This is a genomic window from Giesbergeria sinuosa (genome assembly GCF_042652905.1).
In the GTDB taxonomy this organism is placed as follows: domain Bacteria; phylum Pseudomonadota; class Gammaproteobacteria; order Burkholderiales; family Burkholderiaceae_C; genus Simplicispira; species Simplicispira sinuosa.
Genome location: NZ_JBHSHJ010000001.1, coordinates 517,408 through 533,770, shown reverse-complemented (window position 1 = coordinate 533,770; position 16,363 = coordinate 517,408). Strand labels below are relative to the sequence as shown.

General features: G+C 58.1%; 16 protein-coding genes and 1 tRNA gene. 7 read left to right on the top strand and 10 right to left on the bottom strand.

The genetic code is table 11. The features are described from left to right. Positions 1-12: 12 nt before the first annotated feature. From ACFO6X_RS02410 to ACFO6X_RS02375, 8 genes are all read right to left on the bottom strand, one after another. The gene (locus tag ACFO6X_RS02410; protein ID WP_382429673.1) at positions 13-333 is read right to left on the bottom strand and encodes an integration host factor subunit alpha; all 321 of its coding nucleotides are present in this window, start codon (positions 331-333) and stop codon (positions 13-15) included. After that, positions 333-2,780, bottom strand: coding sequence for a phenylalanine--tRNA ligase subunit beta (gene pheT, locus ACFO6X_RS02405; protein ID WP_382429672.1), 2,448 nt, complete (start codon positions 2,778-2,780; stop codon positions 333-335). Before pheT ends, ACFO6X_RS02410 begins: the two co-directional genes overlap by 1 nt. A 57-nt stretch (positions 2,781-2,837) precedes the next feature. After that, on the bottom strand, positions 2,838-3,890 hold the full coding sequence (pheS, locus tag ACFO6X_RS02400; protein ID WP_382429671.1) for a phenylalanine--tRNA ligase subunit alpha: 1,053 nt from the start codon (positions 3,888-3,890) through the stop codon (positions 2,838-2,840). 105 nt (positions 3,891-3,995) lie between these two features. Further along, on the bottom strand, positions 3,996-4,355 hold the full coding sequence (rplT, locus tag ACFO6X_RS02395) for a 50S ribosomal protein L20 (protein WP_382429670.1): 360 nt from the start codon (positions 4,353-4,355) through the stop codon (positions 3,996-3,998). 26 nt (positions 4,356-4,381) lie between these two features. Beyond that, complete coding sequence (rpmI, locus tag ACFO6X_RS02390) at positions 4,382-4,585, bottom strand: 50S ribosomal protein L35 (protein WP_091454045.1); 204 nt, start codon at positions 4,583-4,585, stop codon at positions 4,382-4,384. Positions 4,586-4,749: 164 nt separating this feature from the next. Next, complete coding sequence (infC, locus tag ACFO6X_RS02385) at positions 4,750-5,364, bottom strand: translation initiation factor IF-3 (protein WP_382429793.1); 615 nt, start codon at positions 5,362-5,364, stop codon at positions 4,750-4,752. 76 nt (positions 5,365-5,440) lie between these two features. Further along, positions 5,441-7,360 (bottom strand): threonine--tRNA ligase, encoded by a 1,920-nt coding sequence (gene thrS / locus ACFO6X_RS02380; protein WP_382429667.1) that lies wholly within the window; start codon positions 7,358-7,360, stop codon positions 5,441-5,443. Positions 7,361-7,563: 203 nt separating this feature from the next. Continuing rightward, positions 7,564-8,532 (bottom strand): chemotaxis protein, encoded by a 969-nt coding sequence (locus tag ACFO6X_RS02375; protein ID WP_382429665.1) that lies wholly within the window; start codon positions 8,530-8,532, stop codon positions 7,564-7,566. Positions 8,533-8,769: 237 nt separating this feature from the next. On the opposite strand from ACFO6X_RS02375, the gene ACFO6X_RS02370 reads away from it, so the two are divergent. Further along, positions 8,770-10,482 carry a sensor domain-containing diguanylate cyclase gene (locus ACFO6X_RS02370; protein WP_382429663.1) on the top strand — a complete coding sequence of 571 codons (1,713 nt, stop codon included), beginning with the start codon at positions 8,770-8,772 and terminating at the stop codon, positions 10,480-10,482. 32 nt (positions 10,483-10,514) lie between these two features. Here ACFO6X_RS02370 and ACFO6X_RS02365 read toward each other — a convergent pair. Further along, positions 10,515-10,590, bottom strand: a tRNA-Arg gene (locus ACFO6X_RS02365). 163 nt (positions 10,591-10,753) lie between these two features. Between ACFO6X_RS02365 and ACFO6X_RS02360 the strand changes: the two genes are divergently transcribed. Then, positions 10,754-11,272: a c-type cytochrome gene (locus tag ACFO6X_RS02360; RefSeq protein WP_382429661.1), complete on the top strand. Its 519-nt coding sequence runs from the start codon at positions 10,754-10,756 to the stop codon at positions 11,270-11,272. 49 nt (positions 11,273-11,321) lie between these two features. Here the strand turns inward: ACFO6X_RS02360 and ACFO6X_RS02355 are convergent, their stop codons facing one another. Beyond that, positions 11,322-11,810 (bottom strand): macro domain-containing protein, encoded by a 489-nt coding sequence (locus ACFO6X_RS02355; protein WP_382429659.1) that lies wholly within the window; start codon positions 11,808-11,810, stop codon positions 11,322-11,324. 93 nt (positions 11,811-11,903) lie between these two features. On the opposite strand from ACFO6X_RS02355, the gene ACFO6X_RS02350 reads away from it, so the two are divergent. From ACFO6X_RS02350 to ubiB, 5 genes are all read left to right on the top strand, one after another. Continuing rightward, positions 11,904-12,332: a gamma-butyrobetaine hydroxylase family protein gene (locus ACFO6X_RS02350; protein ID WP_382429657.1), complete on the top strand. Its 429-nt coding sequence runs from the start codon at positions 11,904-11,906 to the stop codon at positions 12,330-12,332. Between the two features lie 80 nt (positions 12,333-12,412). Continuing rightward, on the top strand, positions 12,413-13,144 hold the full coding sequence (gene ubiE / locus ACFO6X_RS02345; protein WP_382429655.1) for a bifunctional demethylmenaquinone methyltransferase/2-methoxy-6-polyprenyl-1,4-benzoquinol methylase UbiE: 732 nt from the start codon (positions 12,413-12,415) through the stop codon (positions 13,142-13,144). Positions 13,145-13,163: 19 nt separating this feature from the next. Next, positions 13,164-14,147 (top strand): Tim44 domain-containing protein, encoded by a 984-nt coding sequence (locus ACFO6X_RS02340; protein WP_382429653.1) that lies wholly within the window; start codon positions 13,164-13,166, stop codon positions 14,145-14,147. 46 nt (positions 14,148-14,193) lie between these two features. Then, on the top strand, positions 14,194-14,793 hold the full coding sequence (locus tag ACFO6X_RS02335; protein ID WP_382429651.1) for a ubiquinone biosynthesis accessory factor UbiJ: 600 nt from the start codon (positions 14,194-14,196) through the stop codon (positions 14,791-14,793). Continuing rightward, a complete protein-coding gene (gene ubiB / locus ACFO6X_RS02330) occupies positions 14,790-16,358 on the top strand; it encodes a ubiquinone biosynthesis regulatory protein kinase UbiB (RefSeq protein ID WP_382429649.1) in 1,569 nt (522 codons plus the stop codon). Before ACFO6X_RS02335 ends, ubiB begins: the two co-directional genes overlap by 4 nt. The last annotated feature ends 5 nt before the right edge of the window (positions 16,359-16,363 follow it).

Here is a 16,363-nt window from a genome sequence, read left to right as displayed (position 1 = left end):
CCGGCCAAAAACTCAAGAAACCAAAGCACAGGCTTGCACCTGCTCCTTGAGTTTGCTGCTGGCGTGAAAGGTGACTACGCGCCGCGCCCGAATAGGTGCGGGTTCTCCAGTGCGCGGGTTGCGGCCGGGGCGGGGGGGTTTGTCGCGCACCTGAAAATTGCCAAAGCCCAGCAGCTTGACCTCATCTCCCGCCACCAGGTGCTCAGCAATCAGGCTGAAAAACGCATCGACCAGTTCTTGGGCTTCGCGTTTGTTCAGCACAATCTCCTCCTGCAACAGCTCAATGAGCTGGGCCTTGGTTAGCACCGGGGTGGTGCGCTGGTCGGCGCCCATCACACCCGCAGCTTTGCGCCAGTTTGTCCTGCCAACTGGGCCACTACAGCAGCCACAGCGGCCTCGATCTCAGCATCGGTCAGGGTGGCCTCGCCACTGCCCAAGGTCAGGCGCACCGCCAAGCTCTTTTCTCCGGCAGCCAAGCCAGTAGCAGGCGCTGCTTCGCCCGCTTTGACGGGCTTGGGACGGTACACATCGAACAGCACCGCTTGGCGTAGCATTTCGGGCGCCACTGCCGATTCAATCGCCGCCATGATCTGGGCATGGCTGACCTGCTCGGCCACCACCACGGCCAAATCGCGCTGCACCGGCTGGTGCTTAGGCACGGTTTTGAACTGGGGCACGTTGCGTTGCAACACGGCATCGAGTTGCAACTCGAACAAGATAGGCGCTTGAGGCAAGTCCCACGATTGCCGCCATTGTGGGTGCAACTCCCCCACAAAACCAATGGCCTTGCCATCCAACAACACACGGGCGCAGCGACCGGGGTGCATGGCCGGGTGGGTCGCCGGCTCAAATTGGGCCTTGAAAGGAGCCAGCAAGGCTTCGACATCGCCTTTCAGGTCGAAGAAGTCCACTGCTTGCTCTTTGCGGCCCCATTGCAGGTTGTCGGCGGGGCCAAAAGCCAGACCTGCGACCCGCATGGGCTGATCAAAACCGGCCACCGTGTTGTCGCTGTTGGGCACTGTGGCATCGCGCAAGAACACGCGGCCCAACTCGAATACGCGCACACGCTCGGCGCGGCGATCAACGTTGAATTTGAGCACCTGCAACAGCGAACCCAACAGCGAAGAGCGCATCACGCCCATTTGGCTGGCAATCGGGTTCAGCAACTTGATCGGCTGGGCATTGCCTGCCAACTCGCGCTCCCAACGCTCATCGACAAAACTGAAATTGATGGTTTCTTGGTAGCCCAGTGCGGCCAATTGGCGGCGCACGGCAAAGGCGCTACGGCGGTTTTCGGCGCGCAGCTTGGCGGTGATGGGTGCTAACGGTGGCGTGGTGGGCAACTGGTTGTAACCCACCATGCGGGCGACTTCTTCGATCAGGTCTTCTTCGATGGTCAGGTCGAAGCGGTAGGAGGGCGGTGTGACAGTCAGCACGCCATCACCCTCTTGCACCGGCAGGCCCAAGCCGCGCAGAGCATCAGCACATTGTTGTTGCGTAACCGCCATACCCAACACCTTGGCGCAGCGATCGACGCGCAACGTGACTGGGCTACGCTCGGGCAGGGCGGTTTGCTGGTCATCGATAGGGCCGACCACGGTGTCGGGGGTGCCGCAAATATCGATCACCAATTGGGTGATGCGTTCGATATGCTCGACGGTGTAGGCCGGATCGACACCCCGCTCAAAACGGTGCCCGGCATCGGTAGAGAAGTTATAACGGCGCGAACGGCCCGCAATTGCCTTGGGCCACCAGAAAGCGGCCTCGATGTAAATGTGGCGCGCGTCGTCGGATACCGCTGTGGCATCGCCACCCATGATACCGGCCAGCGATTCAACTTGCTGGTCATCGGCAATCACGCCCACTTGGGCATCTACCGTCACGGTGTTGCCGTTGAGCAGCTTGAGCTGTTCGCCCGGCTGGCCCCAACGCACTTGCAGGCCACCGTGGATTTTGTCCAAATCAAAAATGTGCGAGGGACGGCCCAACTCAAACATCACATAGTTGGAGATATCCACCAGCGGCGAAACGCTGCGCTGACCACAACGGGCCAGTCGATCAACCATCCACTGCGGCGTGGCAGCGCGGGTGTTCACGTTACGCACAATGCGGCCACTGAAGCGACCACACAAATCGGGCGCTTGCACCGATACCGGGAGCTTGTCTTGGATGCCCACCGGCACGGCGGGGAACTCGGGTTGCAACAGCGGTGCGCCAGTCAGGGCCGAGAGTTCACGCGCAATGCCATACACACTCAGGCAGTGGGCCAGATTGGGCGTGAGCTTGAGCGTGAGCAGGGTATCGTCCAAGTTCAGGTATTGGCGAATGTCTTGGCCGACTGGGGCATCCAGCGGCAGCTCTAGCAGCCCGGCGCTGTCTTCCGAGATTTGCAACTCGCGGGCCGAGCACAACATGCCTTGGCTTTCTACACCCCGCAGTTTACCCAGCTTGATGCTGAAGGGTTTGCCATCTGCGCCGGGCGGCAGCTCAGCACCGACCAAGGCGCAGGGGATTTTGATACCGACGCGGGCATTGGGCGCACCGCAGACGATATTGAGCAGCTCGCCCTGTCCGGCATCCACTTGGCACACGCGCAGGCGGTCAGCATTCGGGTGTTGCACAGCCTCTTTGATCTCCCCCACCACAATCCGTGTGAACGGCGGTGCCACCGGCTGAAGTTCTTCAACTTCCAGACCAGCCATAGTCAGCGTATCGGCCAATTGGGCCGTGGTGAGTGGGGGGTTGCAGAAGGCACGCAACCAAGATTCGGGGAATTGCATAGTCAGACTCGGATACTTCAGGGGCCGGGCAGCGAGCGCCGGGGGGCTTGCTGTGCTTTATTGGAACTGCGACAAGAAACGGATATCGCCGTCAAAGAACAGGCGCAGATCGTTCACACCGTAGCGCAGCATGGTCAGGCGGTCCATGCCCATGCCAAAGGCAAAGCCGATGTATTTTTCGGGGTCGAGGCCCATGTTACGCACCACGTTGGGATGCACTTGGCCCGAACCAGCCACTTCGAGCCAGCGACCGGCCAAGGGGCCGGTTTGAAACTGGATGTCGATTTCGGCGCTGGGCTCGGTGAACGGGAAGAAGCTGGGCCGGAAACGCAGCACCAAATCATCGCTCTCGAAGAAGGTACGGCAAAAATCGGTAAAGACCACTTTCAGGTCTTTGAAACTGACGTTCTCGCCAATCCACAAGCCTTCGCATTGGTGGAACATGGGCGAGTGGGTGGCATCGCTGTCCACACGGTAGGTACGGCCCGGCACAATCACGCGGATTTCGGGCATAGACTGACCAGCATCAATCAGGTTGCGGTATTGCTTGACGTGCTGCACGGCATGGCGCACCTGCACCGGGCTGGTGTGGGTACGCAACAAATTGGGGGCTGTGGCCGAACCGCCTTCGACATAGAAGGTGTCGTGCATGGAGCGGGCGGGGTGGTCTTCAGGGGTGTTGAGCGCCGTGAAGTTGAACCAGTCGGCCTCAATTTCTGGGCCTTCGGCCACATCAAAACCCATCGAGCCAAAAATGCTCTCAATGCGCTCTTGGGTCAGGGAGACGGGGTGCAAACCTCCCATGCCGCGCTGGCGACCGGGCAGGCTGACATCCAACGCCTCGGCTTTGAGCTGGACTTGCAACTCGGCATCGGCCAAAGCTTGGCGGCGAGCGGTCAGTGCGGCTTCAATCGCCTGCTTGGCCACATTGATGGCTGCGCCACGCGATTTCTTTTCTTCCACGGACAGCTGTGCCATGCCCTTCATCAGCTCGGTGATGCGCCCAGCCTTGCCTAAAAATTGGGCCTTGGCATTTTCTAGCTCGGCGGGGGTGGCACTTTGCGCAAACAACTGCTGTGCGCTTTCGACCAGAGAGTCCAACTCGTTCATTTTTTCTGCTCTTGAAAAGGCACAAGGGCTAGTGCTTTTGCAAGCTCTAGCCCTTGTGGTTAGTGCGCTCACAGCTACTGCGGGCAGTAGCTACGGCTGTGAAACTCAAGCAGCCAGCTTGGCCTTGACTTGTTCCACGATGGCGCCAAAGGCGGCCTTGTCGTGCACGGCCAGATCAGCCAGCACCTTGCGGTCGATTTCGATGGCAGCCTTCTTCAGGCCGTTGGCGAACTGGCTGTAGGTCAGACCCAGTTCACGCGCACCGGCGTTGATACGGGCAATCCACAGTTGGCGGAACACGCGCTTCTTGGCACGGCGGTCACGGTAGGCGTATTGGCCAGCCTTCATCACCGCCTGTTTGGCGATGCGATAGACGTTACCACGACGACCACGGAAACCCTTGGCCAGATTCAGAACTTTTTTGTGACGGGCATGGGCCGTTACACCACGTTTGACGCGAGGCATGTATGTACTCCTTGTTCGTCAGTAAATTACAAGCCGCACTTGGGCAGCATTTGTGCCATGTGACCCATGTTGGTCTCATGAACGGCTGCTACGCCACGCAACTGGCGCTTGTTCTTGGTGGTCTTCTTGGTCAAAATGTGACGCTTGAAGGCGTGGCCGCGCTTGACGGTACCACCGGGACGAACGCGAAAGCGCTTCTTGGCGCTGCTCTTGGTCTTCATCTTGGGCATGTGAATGCTCCTTTGTTTGTGCTCGTGAGGCGTTTGCAAACGGACTTGCAAACTTGTTGGCCCCGAGCCACTTTTATTGGCAGGCCAAAGCCTGCCGCAAGGGGCTGCATAACAGCCCCCAGTAAGTCCACACCAGCTTTAGGGGCTGCTGCGGGCTGTTGGGTTTAATGTGCGCCTTCTGCGGTGTGGGCTGCACTCTCAGTGGCAGACTTGCCGCCACCGGATTTTTTGCGTGCCGGAGCAATCATCATGATCATCTGGCGGCCTTCCAGGCGCGGAAACTGCTCTACCAAAATGGTATCGGCCAGATCATCGCGCAAGCGATTGAGCAAGGCCAAGCCCAGTTCTTGGTGGGTGATTTCGCGGCCACGGAAACGCAGCGTGATTTTGCACTTGTCACCATCGGCCAAAAAGCGGCGGATGTTGCGCAGCTTGATGTTGTAGTCGCCGTCATCGGTGCCAGGGCGGAACTTGACTTCCTTGATCTCGATGACCGTCTGCTTAGCTTTGGCTTCAGCAGCACGCTTTTGCTCTTGGTACTTGAACTTGCCATAGTCCATCAGGCGGCACACCGGCGGATTGGCCGTGGCGGCAATTTCTACCAAGTCCACATCCAACTCACCCGCCATGCGCAGGGCTTCCATCAGGCTGACGACACCCAGGGGCTCATTGTCAGGGCCAGACAGACGCACCTCAGGGGCCATGATTTCACGGTTGAGGCGGTGCTTGCGCTCTTCACGCTGGCGACGATCACGAAATTCAGTAGCTATGGCTATCACCTTCAATCAAAATGCTACGAAAAGCGTAGCTGCTTTTAAGCAGTCAGCAAGCGCCACGCCGCGATTTGATCAAAAATCACTGTTTAGCGACAACCGTCTGGGTAATGAGTTCAATGAACGCATCAACCGACATGACACCCAGGTCTTTATTGCCCCGAGCACGCACTGCGACTGTACCGGCTGCGCGTTCTTTGTCGCCTGCGACAAGAATGAACGGCAACTTCTGCATGGAATGCTCGCGTATTTTATACGTAATCTTTTCATTACGAAGATCCATCGCTACACGCAAGGGGTGTTGAGGCAATGCTTTTTGCAAGCGAGCGGCTACTTCACGGCAGTAATCTGCCTGATCATCGGTGATGTTGAGCACCGCCACCTGCACAGGGGCCAGCCAAGTAGGCAAGGCACCAGCGTGCTCCTCAATCAAAATGCCAATGAAACGCTCCAAGCTGCCCACAATGGCGCGGTGCAAAATCACAGGGCGCTTGCGCGTGCCGTCTTCGGCTACGTATTCTGCATCGAGGCGCTCGCTCAGGTTAAAGTCCACCTGAATCGTGCCGCATTGCCATTCGCGGCCAATCGCGTCTTTGAGCGTGTATTCGATCTTGGGGCCATAAAAGGCACCATCGCCTTCCGAAATCACAAACTCGCAACCCGAATGGCGCAGGCTGTCCATCAGCGCCTGTTCGGCCTTGTCCCACAGTTCATCAGAGCCAATGCGCGCTGCTGGACGGGTCGAGACTTTGTACAAGATGTTGGTAAAGCCAAAATCGGCATACACCTGCTTGAGCACCTTGGTAAAGGTGTCGCACTCGGGCAAAATTTGGTCTTCGGTGCAGAAGATGTGACCATCGTCTTGTGTAAAACCGCGCACACGCATAATGCCGTGCAAACCGCCCGAAGGCTCGTTGCGGTGGCACTGCCCAAACTCACCATAGCGCAGCGGCAAGTCGCGGTAGCTCTTGATGCCTTGCTTAAAAATCAGAATGTGGCCGGGGCAGTTCATCGGTTTGAGGGCGTAATCACGCTTTTCCGATTCCGTGACAAACATGTTGTCGCGGTACTTGTCCCAATGGCCGGTTTTTTCCCACAGCGTCTTTTCCAAGATTTGTGGGCCTTTCACTTCTTGGTAGCCATTTTGGCGATAGACGGTGCGCATGTACTGCTCCACCTCTTGCCACAGCGTCCAGCCCTTGGGGTGCCAAAACACCAAACCGGGGGCGTGCTCATCCATGTGGAACAAGTCCAGCTCGCGGCCCAATTTGCGGTGATCGCGTTTTTCAGCCTCTTCTAGGCGGGTCAGGTACTGTTGCAACTCGTCTTTGGTCGTCCAGGCTGTGCCATAGATACGTTGCAGCATCTCGTTGCGGTGGTCGCCGCGCCAGTAAGCGCCAGCCACCTTCATCAGCTTGAAATGCTTCAGTTTGCCAGTGCTCGGGACGTGCGGGCCACGGCACAGGTCTTCAAAATCGCCCTCGCGGTACAAGCTCACATCCTCATTGCTGGGGATGCTGGCAATCAGCTCGGCTTTGTAGTTTTCGCCCAAGCCCTTGAAATAAGCCACCGCTTCGTCGCGTGGCAACACGCGGCGCACCACCGGCTCATCCTTGTTGGCCAGCTCGCTCATCTTCTTTTCGATAGCGGCCAGATCTTCAGGAGTAAAGGGGCGCTTATACGAAAAATCGTAATAAAAGCCGTTTTCTACTACCGGGCCAATCGTGACTTGCGCTTCGGGGAACAACGCCTTGACCGCATAGGCCAACAAGTGAGCGGTGGAGTGGCGAATCACCTCCAGACCATCGGCATCTTTGGCCGTGACAATAGCCAAAGAACTGTCTTGGGTGATTTGGTAGCTGGTATCCACCACCTTGTCACCAATTTTGCCCGCCAGTGCCGCCTTGGCCAGACCAGTGCCAATCGATGCGGCGACTTCGGCCACCGTGACCGGGCCGGGAAATTGACGTTGCGAGCCGTCTGGGAGCGTGATGTTCAACATGGGGCAATGGAAAAATAAAAAACGCGGCTCTGGGGCCGCGCTGAAAACAAGAAAGAAAAATCGGTGCAGGCGCGAACTGCCGCCCCTCAACGGGCAGAAACCAACTCCTTGGTTGTCGTTCGCGGTGTCATAACCGAGGCATCTTTCTTGCACTGAAAAAGGAGAAATCGAAGCCTCGATTCTCCCATAAAACCCAACGGCCTTTATTTGGCCTTCGCGGGTAGCACCGCGTGCAAGGTGGCGGCCAAATCTTCAGCAGAAAACTTAGCCACATAACCATCGGCACCCACGCCGCGCACATGGTCTTCATTGGCCGATCCCGACAGCGAAGAATGAATCACTACCGGCAGCCCCTTAAAACGGGCATCGCCCTTGATATTGCGCGTCAGGGTAAAGCCGTCCATCTCGGGCATTTCCAGATCGGTCAGCACCAAGCAAACCTTGTCCATGATGGTTTTACCTTCAGCATGGGCCTGATCGGCCAGTGCCTGTAAACGCTCCCAAGCTTCCTTGCCCGTCTTGAGCATCTCGTAGGGTGCATGCAGATGCTGCAACTCCTGCTCAATCAAGGTACGCGCCACAAAAGAGTCATCGGCAGCCAAAATGATGGTGCCGTTTTTGATATTGAGTTGAGAACGTGGTTTTTGCGACTCTTGGGAGGCTTGCTCGTTGGGCGTGACCATTTGCAAAATGGCTTCCACATCCAGCACCTGGGCCAAGCGTGTGCCATCGGTATTGCCATCCAGCCGGGCAATGCTGGTCACCAATTTGCCCGCAGCGCCACTGCTCTCGGCAGACAGCACTTGGTTCCAGTCTAAGCGCACAATGTCTTCTACCGACTCCACAGCAAACGCTTGGGTGGTACGGGCAAACTCAGTCACCAACATGATGTTCAGCCCGGTAGCAGGTTTGCAGCCCACAATGGCAGGCAAATCCAACACCGGAATCACCTGGCCACGCAAGTTCACCACCCCAAGCGAGTGAGCCGTTCCCCCAGCAATGGGCGTAATGCTGGGCATGGCCACAATCTCGCGGATCTTGAACACATTGATGCCAAACAGCTCTGACTGACCCAAGGCGCTGTCAGTCCCCAGACGAAACAGCAGCAGCTCGAACTTGTTGGAGCTGGTGAGGTTAGTCCGCTCATCAATCTCGTGTTGTACAGATTTCATTCCATGTCCTTTACGCGGAGACTCGCGCGGGCAAATTCTAGGCTCTAGCGTGCGCTTGCACATGACTGGATGCAAGAAAAATCCACGCCATCCCTGCGCAACACCCACCCCCATATCCACATGCAAACAGGCAGCACCCACTGCGGAATGGCCTACCATTGCACCACCCCGCCCAAACAACGGAGCCCCTTTTCTCTACACCCTCCATAGTGTACGCAGCGCAAGTCACGCCATGCCATGCTTTCAGAATTGATACCACGCTCATTTCGTAGCCGGATGGCGGCGCTCTTTGGCTTATTGTCATTACTGGTAGGTCTGCCAACCTACCTCTATGTGAGCGAGGTGTACCGTGAGCAACTGTTGCATGATCGGCGTGAATACCTCAACGCCTTGGCCAATTCAGCCGCCACAGTCATTGCCGAAAACTTGGTCGAGCGCCGCCGCGAGATCGAGCTGCTGGCACAAACCACGCTCTACCGCCGCGCCCCACTCGACAGCCCCGAGTTTCGTCCCAGCTTGGAGCGCCTGAAAAAATCTTATCCGCATTATTCTTGGATTGGCCTGACCGATACCGATGGTCAGGTGCGGGCCGCCACCTCTGATCACCTGCTTGGCGCCAGCGTGGCACAGCGCCCGTGGTTTCAACAGGGCCGCCACGGGATTTTTACTGGGGATTTGCATGAAGCCCTGCTCTTAGCCAAATTGCTGCAAGAGCAAGCACAAGGGCAGCCGATTCGCTTTATTGATTTTGCAGCCCCCGTTTATGACGATGCAGGTGCGCTGCGTGGCGTACTGGCATCCCATGCCCATTGGCATTGGGCGGGTGATGTGCTGCAAGCGGTCAGGCCGCACAACGCCGAAGAACTGGCTTTGGACTTGTTCATTGTCAACCGCAACAACGAAGTCATCTATCCAGAAAATATCCCCGCACAACTCAAAGTGCCCACACCAGAGCAGTTGCGCCACACCCAGTCAGGCCACTTTCACAGCTGGGGGCAAGCACCAGACAACTGGTACCTCACAGCCAGCGCAGCCATCAAAAACCCCGTACCCTCTACACCCTTGGAGTGGCGCGTGGTGGCACGCCAACCAGAACAGACCGTGTTAACCGATGTGCGGGCTTTGCAGCAAGTCATTCTGTGGGCCACTGGGCTAGCCGGTATGGCATTTTTGTTGCTGGCATGGATAGGGGCCAACCACATGAGCCGCCCATTGGAGCACCTGACCCGCATTGCCCACCGCATTCAACACGGTGAAGAGAATGTATTGTTCGATGGCGATTTTGATGCCCTAGAGCTACAGCGCCTGTCTCATGCCTTGCAAGGCATGTATTCGACCCTGGCAGCGCAAAAAGACTCTCTGGCCCAAAGCAATCACCGTTTGGAAGCCAAAGTGGCCGAACGCACGGCCGAACTGCAACGGCTGAATGTGGAGCTAGACAAACAGGCCCGCACCGATACCCTGACCGGCCTGCCCAACCGCCGCCAAACCTACGAACGGCTAGAAGAAGAGTTTGTCCGCTTCCAGCGCGGCCACGAACCTTATAGCGTGTTGATGCTGGATATTGATTTTTTCAAAAAAATCAATGACAACTATGGTCATGCCACAGGCGACATCGTGTTGCAGCGGGTGGCCCAAGTTTTGCGCCAGTCGGTGCGGGATGTGGATTTGGTGGGGCGTGTAGGCGGAGAAGAATTCATGGCCCTCTTGCCCATGACCCGCTTACCCCAAGCCTTATTGGTGGCAGAAAAAATCCGCCAAACCGTAGCCAACACCCCCATCGAGCCGGTAGGGCAAATCACCATCAGCATGGGTGCGCAAGAGGTGGGCGTGGCCGATCAGAGCAAAGACAAGGCCGTAGAGTTGGCAGACGAATGGCTGTATCAAGCCAAAAAATCAGGACGCAACCGAGTGGCGTCTGAGCTGACCCCCGAGGCAACAACGGGGTGATACATGCACCAGCCCGAAGGGCTGGAAAGAAATGGTGCGGCTGGCGGGGATCGAACCCACGACCCTTGGCTTCGGAGGCCAATACTCTATCCACTGAGCTACAGCCGCTGGCACGGCACAAGGCCGACTCGCGCATTATCGCATGGCTGCGCCTGTCCTAGCGCAAGATATGGCCCCATTGGTGCTGGTTGTGCCAAGGCCGTGGGGATGCACCCATATAATCCGGGGTTATTTTTCAGTCCACCTACCCCCCGATCTTTGCGAGGACGTCATGCGCGCCAATCCCCACAAAAAACACCCCAACCGCTCCCGAGGGTCGCTGTCTTCCGTCATGCTGACGCTCGTGCTGCCGATTGCCGTGGTGGTCGGACTGGTCGCCACGGCCTATGTCAAGACCAATCCCACCGAACCCAAAGGCCGCCTAGACAACAGCGAGCAGGGCGTAGCCAGCCGCATCCAAAAAGTGGGCTCTGTGGCTATCCGTGAAGCAAACAAAGCACTGCGCAGCGGCGAAGATGTCTACAAAGCCCAATGCTCTGCCTGCCACGCTGCGGGCACTGTGGGCGCGCCCAAGTTTGCCGATGCCGGCGCTTGGGGGCCACGCATTGGCGCCGGATTTGATGCACTGCTGCAATCGGCCCTGAAGGGCAAGGGTGCGATGGGCGCCCAAGGCGGAGGCGAATTCAACGATATCGAAATTGGGCGCGCCGTGGCCTACATGGCCAACGCAGGTGGTGCCAAGTTTGCCATCCCTGGCCCTGCCGCTGGTGCCGAAGCCAGCAAGCCCTGAAGCTGCACACCCCACAGGCCGGCTCCATGCCGGCCTTTTTCATGGGCGCTTAACACCCGGTGGGGGCCGCCTTGCTGCGGAAACGAACCACAACCACGGTAGCGCCAGACTCCACAGAGGCCAAGGCCTGCACCATCAATGCCAACGCTCCCTGCTCACCAAACCCACCCGTACCCGCCCCAATGACCGGAAAAGCCACAGAGCGAAACTGCTGCTGGTTTACCAATGCCATGACCGAATGAACCGATTGCTGAATCGAATACTGGGACGAACGCCACCACATGCTGATGCCTGCCACATGGATGATGGCTTTGTACGGCAAACGGCCTGCCGAGGTTTGCACGGCCCCCCCCAGTGGAATAGCCCCCAGACGGCCCAACTCTCGAAAAGGCTGGTAGCCTGCACGGCGTTTGATAGCGCCCGATACGCCTTGGGGCACCAACAGCCACCAAGGAATGATGTTCCGGTTCCAGGCATTGACAATCACGTCTACATCCTGGTCTAAAAGATCGCCCTCTCGAATCTGCGGATGAACCACGGCACCTCCTCCTATGACGGAGCCTGGCCCCAGTCTTGGGGCGTGAACAGGCATTTGTTTCAACGATTTTCGTTTTCTCTCAGGTGATATTTCATGGCAGCTCTGAAACCCGATGCACCCAGACCCCAAGCCCTCACGGTACATGAAACCTCGCGCGTGCTGGAAGTGGCATTCTCCGATAGCGCGGTATTTCGCATCCCATTCGAGTTGATGCGCGTGGCATCCCCTTCTGCCGAGGTGCAAGGTCATGGCCCCGGACAAGAAACACTGCAAACGGGCAAACGGGATGTGACCCTCTTGGCACTCGATCCAGTAGGCCATTACGCGGTGCAACCTACTTTTTCTGATGGTCACAGCAGCGGCATTTTTACTTGGGAATACCTCTACCAATTGGGCCAGCAACAACAAGATATCTGGCAACAGTACCTGCAACGACTGGCGGCTGCCGGACTGGATCGGGACACACCCATGCCTGTTCGCGGCAGCCCCCGCGCAGAGGGCAGCGGCTGTGCCAGCCAGTAAAGTTTCCTCTTTCTCCAACACCCCGGCGCCATACCCGGAAACCTTGCAGGGTTGTCGCCACAGCAGATAGCATCAGCACCATGAGTACCACCCATTTCGGATTTCAGTCGGTTGACGAGCGCGAGAAGGCACAGCGTGTGCGCAGTGTGTTCGATTCGGTCGCGCCCAAATACGACCTGATGAACGACCTGATGTCGGCGGGCCTGCACCGCCTCTGGAAAGCCTATACCGTCATGGTGGCTAACCTGCGTGAAGGCAGTCAGGTGTTGGACATTGCCGGAGGCACTGGCGATTTGGCACTGGCCTTTGCCAAAAAGGTAGGTCAAAGCGGCCGTGTGGTGCACACCGACATCAACGAAGCCATGTTGCGCGTGGGCCGCAACCGTCTGCTGGACGAAGGTGTGGCCCTGCCCACACTGGTCTGCGATGCCGAGCAACTGCCCTTTCCCGACGAACACTTTGATGTGGTCAGTGTGGCCTTTGGCCTGCGCAACATGACGCACAAAGACGAGGCACTGGCCGAGATGTGCCGCGTGCTCAAACCCGGTGGCAAATTGTTGGTGCTGGAGTTTTCTAAGGTGGCCCAACCTCTGAGTAAAGCCTACGACTGGTATTCGTTCAATGTACTACCCAAACTGGGGCAGTTGATTGCGGGGGATGCCGACAGCTACCGCTATCTGGCCGAATCCATCCGTATGCACCCCGGCCAGCAAGAACTCAAAGCCATGATGCATGAGGCCGGCTTCGGCCATGTGGACTACCACAACCTCACCGGTGGGGTAGTGGCACTGCATGTTGGCATCAAGTGTTGAACCCAAGGAGAACATAGCAATGAAAAAACTCTGGCCCGCCCTGTTGCTGGCAATCATGGTAATCGTGGCCCACCCCGAGGCCGAGGCCAAGCGCCTGGGTGGTGGCAAATCGGTAGGGCAGCAGTCGAGCAATGTGACCCAACGCGAAGCCGCGCCCGGCGCCCCCACACAAAACTTCAACCAAGCCGCACCACGCCCAGCCAACGCCGCACCCGCCGCTGCGGCAGCAGCCCCCAAAAAACCTTGGGGTGCCATGTTGGGTGGCTTGGCCGCCGGGCTGGGGCTGGCTTGGCTGGCCCACTCGCTGGGCTTTGGCGAGGGACTGGCCCAGTTTTTACTCTTTGCCTTGGTGGGCATTGCTATCTTGGCCGTGGTCGCGATGGTGTTGCGTAAGCGCCAAACAGCCAACGGCACCAGTGCCTCACCGTTTGCTTTCCAAGGGGCCGGGGCTGGCTCACCTGCCAATGCCCCAGTGCTGCGCGACTACAGCCCGGACAAAGTAGGCAACGACGCCTCTGCCCGCCCTTGGGAGCGCAACAGCATGTCTTTCGAGAACAGCCGCTCTGGTGGCTCCATGATTGGCTCTGCACTGGCAGGATCACAAAACTGGGGCGTTCCTGATGGTTTTGATGCAGCAGGTTTTGTCGAAGCGGCCAAACGCAACTTCATTACCTTGCAAGCGGCCTGGGATCGCTCCGACGTGTCCACTCTGCGCTCTATGATGACCGACAGCATGTTGGCAGAAATTCGCAGCCAACTGGCCGAACGTGAATCGCACCGTGGCGAGCAACACCCCAACCAAACCGATGTGGTGATGCTCGAAGCCCAACTGTTGGGCATTGAGGATCTGGGCGATGCCTACATGGCCAGCGTTGAGTTCTCGGGCATGATCCGTGAAGAAGCCTCGGCCGGGCCCAACCCCTTCCGCGAAGTCTGGAACATGACCAAGCCCAAGACCGGTAGCAGCGGCTGGTTGGTTGCAGGCGTGCAAGCCCTGCAATAACAACACCCGCCCAACGCTGGGCGCGCTTCAGGAATAATCGGGGACTATGGCAACACAGTCCCCTTTTTCCATTCTTGGCAGCGTGTTCGAGCGCATTGCCCCTGGGCTTGTCCCTCCACCGTGGCTGGTACATGAGGTGCAGCACCGCGCCGTGCTGCTGCTCAACCATGTGCTGCAACAGGAACCTGCGGCCATGGAGCGCCTAGAGCGCCAGCATGGGCGTATTGTTCAAGTGCAATGGCGCCACTTTTTTATTGCCCTGCAAGTCACTCCGGCAGGTCTGTTTGACACTGCTGACGAAGCCGTCACCCCCGATTTGCGCCTCGAAGTGATGCAAGACTCTCCGCTAGGACTGGCCCAATTGGCCTTGCGTGGTGAGCGTCCTGCCGTGCGCATTGATGGCGATGTGCAATTTGCCGGTGACATCCAGTGGCTGTCGGACAACCTGCGCTGGGACATCGAAGAAGACCTGGCCCGCGTCATTGGTGATGTGCCTGCACGCACCCTGTCTGATGCCATGCGCTGGCTGACACAGGCGCTACGCCAATTTGTGGGCAGCCGCATGGCTGCAGCCCAAGGCATGGAATCCTCCGCCCATGCCCCTGGAGCGGCCCCAGTGTGGTCGGACGACCGCACCATCCCATGAACCGACTGCTTCGTGGTGCCACCATCGTCTGGGTGGCCTTGCGTTATGGCCTAGATGAGCTGGTGCTCAACAGCTTCCAACACCGTTGGCTGCATCTGCTGGCACGCATCATCTCCATCGGACGCGATCTGCGCGCACCGCGCGGTCAGCGCCTGCGCGAGGCGTTGGAGCGGCTAGGGCCGATCTTTGTGAAGTTTGGTCAAGTCCTCTCCACCCGACGCGACCTGCTGCCACCGGATATTGCCGATGAGCTGGCGCTGTTGCAAGACCGGGTGCCACCGTTCGACTCCAAAGTGGCAGTAGCCACCATTGAACGGGCCTTTGGCAAACCCGTGGGGCAGGTTTTTGTCTCGTTTGAGCAGGTGCCAGTGGCCAGTGCCTCCATTGCCCAAGTGCACTTTGCCACGCTGCGCGACCGACAAGGCCAACTGCATGAGGTGGCCGTCAAGGTGCTACGCCCCGGCATGTTGCCCGTGATCGACAAAGACCTGGGGCTGATGCGCATGATGGCGGGCTGGCTAGAGAGCCTGTCCAGCGATGGCAAGCGCCTCAAACCACGCGAAGTGGTGGCCGAGTTTGACAACTATCTGCACGACGAACTGGATTTGGTGCGCGAAGCCGCCAACGCCGCACAACTGCGGCGCAATATGGATGGCCTGGATTTGGTGCTCATCCCCGAGATTTACTGGGATTTTTGCCACCCCGAAGTCATGGTGATGGAGCGCATGCATGGCGTGCCCATTAGCCAAGTAGACAAACTGCGCGAGGCTGGGGTGGATATTCCCAAGCTGGCGCGCGATGGCGTGACCATTTTCTTTACCCAGGTGTTTCGCGATGGTTTTTTCCACGCCGACATGCACCCCGGCAATATCCAAGTCAGCTTGGCCCCCGAAACGCTGGGGCGCTACATCTCTTTAGACTTTGGCATTGTCGGCTCCCTCACCGAGATCGACAAAGAATACCTTGCGCAAAACTTCACGGCATTTTTCCGACGCGATTACAAGCGCGTGGCCGAGTTGCACATTGAGAGTGGCTGGGTGCCTCCAGAGACGCGTGTGAATGACCTAGAGGCGGCCATTCGCACGGTGTGCGAGCCTTATTTTGACCGCCCCCTGCGTGAGATATCCCTGGGCATGGTGTTGATGCGGCTGTTCCAGACCTCGCGGCGCTTCAATGTCGAAATCCAGCCACAACTGGTGCTGTTGCAAAAAACACTGCTCAACATCGAAGGCCTAGGCCGCCAGCTTGATCCCGACTTGGATTTGTGGAGCACTGCCAAGCCCTTTTTGGAAAAGTGGATGCTCGACCAGATGGGGCCACAACGCCTATGGCAAGAATTGCGCGCACAAGCGCCCCATTACGCCAAGCTGCTGCCTGCGCTGCCGCGCCTGTTGTACGAACAACTGCACCGTCGCTCTGGCACCTCGGCCCCCAGCGAACTACAAGAACTACTCCAAGAGCAACGCCGCACCAACCGATTGTTGCAGGCACTGCTCTATGGTGGCGGCGGTTTTGTGCTGGGCCTGTTGGTGATGCAACTGGTGGTGCGTGTGCAGCTGTTTTAACCCTC

What these genes read in the sequence shown, in the direction of transcription:
- ACFO6X_RS02410 (WP_382429673.1), bottom strand. Translation starts at nt 333, where the DNA reads ATGGGCGCCGACCAGCGCACCACCCCGGTGCTAACCAAGGCCCAGCTC.
- pheT (WP_382429672.1), bottom strand. Translation starts at nt 2,780, where the DNA reads ATGCAATTCCCCGAATCTTGGTTGCGTGCCTTCTGCAACCCCCCACTC.
- pheS (WP_382429671.1), bottom strand. Translation starts at nt 3,890, where the DNA reads ATGAACGAGTTGGACTCTCTGGTCGAAAGCGCACAGCAGTTGTTTGCG.
- rplT (WP_382429670.1), bottom strand. Translation starts at nt 4,355, where the DNA reads ATGCCTCGCGTCAAACGTGGTGTAACGGCCCATGCCCGTCACAAAAAA.
- rpmI (WP_091454045.1), bottom strand. Translation starts at nt 4,585, where the DNA reads ATGCCCAAGATGAAGACCAAGAGCAGCGCCAAGAAGCGCTTTCGCGTT.
- thrS (WP_382429667.1), bottom strand. Translation starts at nt 7,360, where the DNA reads ATGTTGAACATCACGCTCCCAGACGGCTCGCAACGTCAATTTCCCGGC.
- ACFO6X_RS02375 (WP_382429665.1), bottom strand. Translation starts at nt 8,532, where the DNA reads ATGAAATCTGTACAACACGAGATTGATGAGCGGACTAACCTCACCAGC.
- ACFO6X_RS02370 (WP_382429663.1), top strand. Translation starts at nt 8,770, where the DNA reads ATGCTTTCAGAATTGATACCACGCTCATTTCGTAGCCGGATGGCGGCG.
- ACFO6X_RS02360 (WP_382429661.1), top strand. Translation starts at nt 10,754, where the DNA reads ATGCGCGCCAATCCCCACAAAAAACACCCCAACCGCTCCCGAGGGTCG.
- ACFO6X_RS02350 (WP_382429657.1), top strand. Translation starts at nt 11,904, where the DNA reads ATGGCAGCTCTGAAACCCGATGCACCCAGACCCCAAGCCCTCACGGTA.
- ubiE (WP_382429655.1), top strand. Translation starts at nt 12,413, where the DNA reads ATGAGTACCACCCATTTCGGATTTCAGTCGGTTGACGAGCGCGAGAAG.
- ACFO6X_RS02340 (WP_382429653.1), top strand. Translation starts at nt 13,164, where the DNA reads ATGAAAAAACTCTGGCCCGCCCTGTTGCTGGCAATCATGGTAATCGTG.
- ACFO6X_RS02335 (WP_382429651.1), top strand. Translation starts at nt 14,194, where the DNA reads ATGGCAACACAGTCCCCTTTTTCCATTCTTGGCAGCGTGTTCGAGCGC.
- ubiB (WP_382429649.1), top strand. Translation starts at nt 14,790, where the DNA reads ATGAACCGACTGCTTCGTGGTGCCACCATCGTCTGGGTGGCCTTGCGT.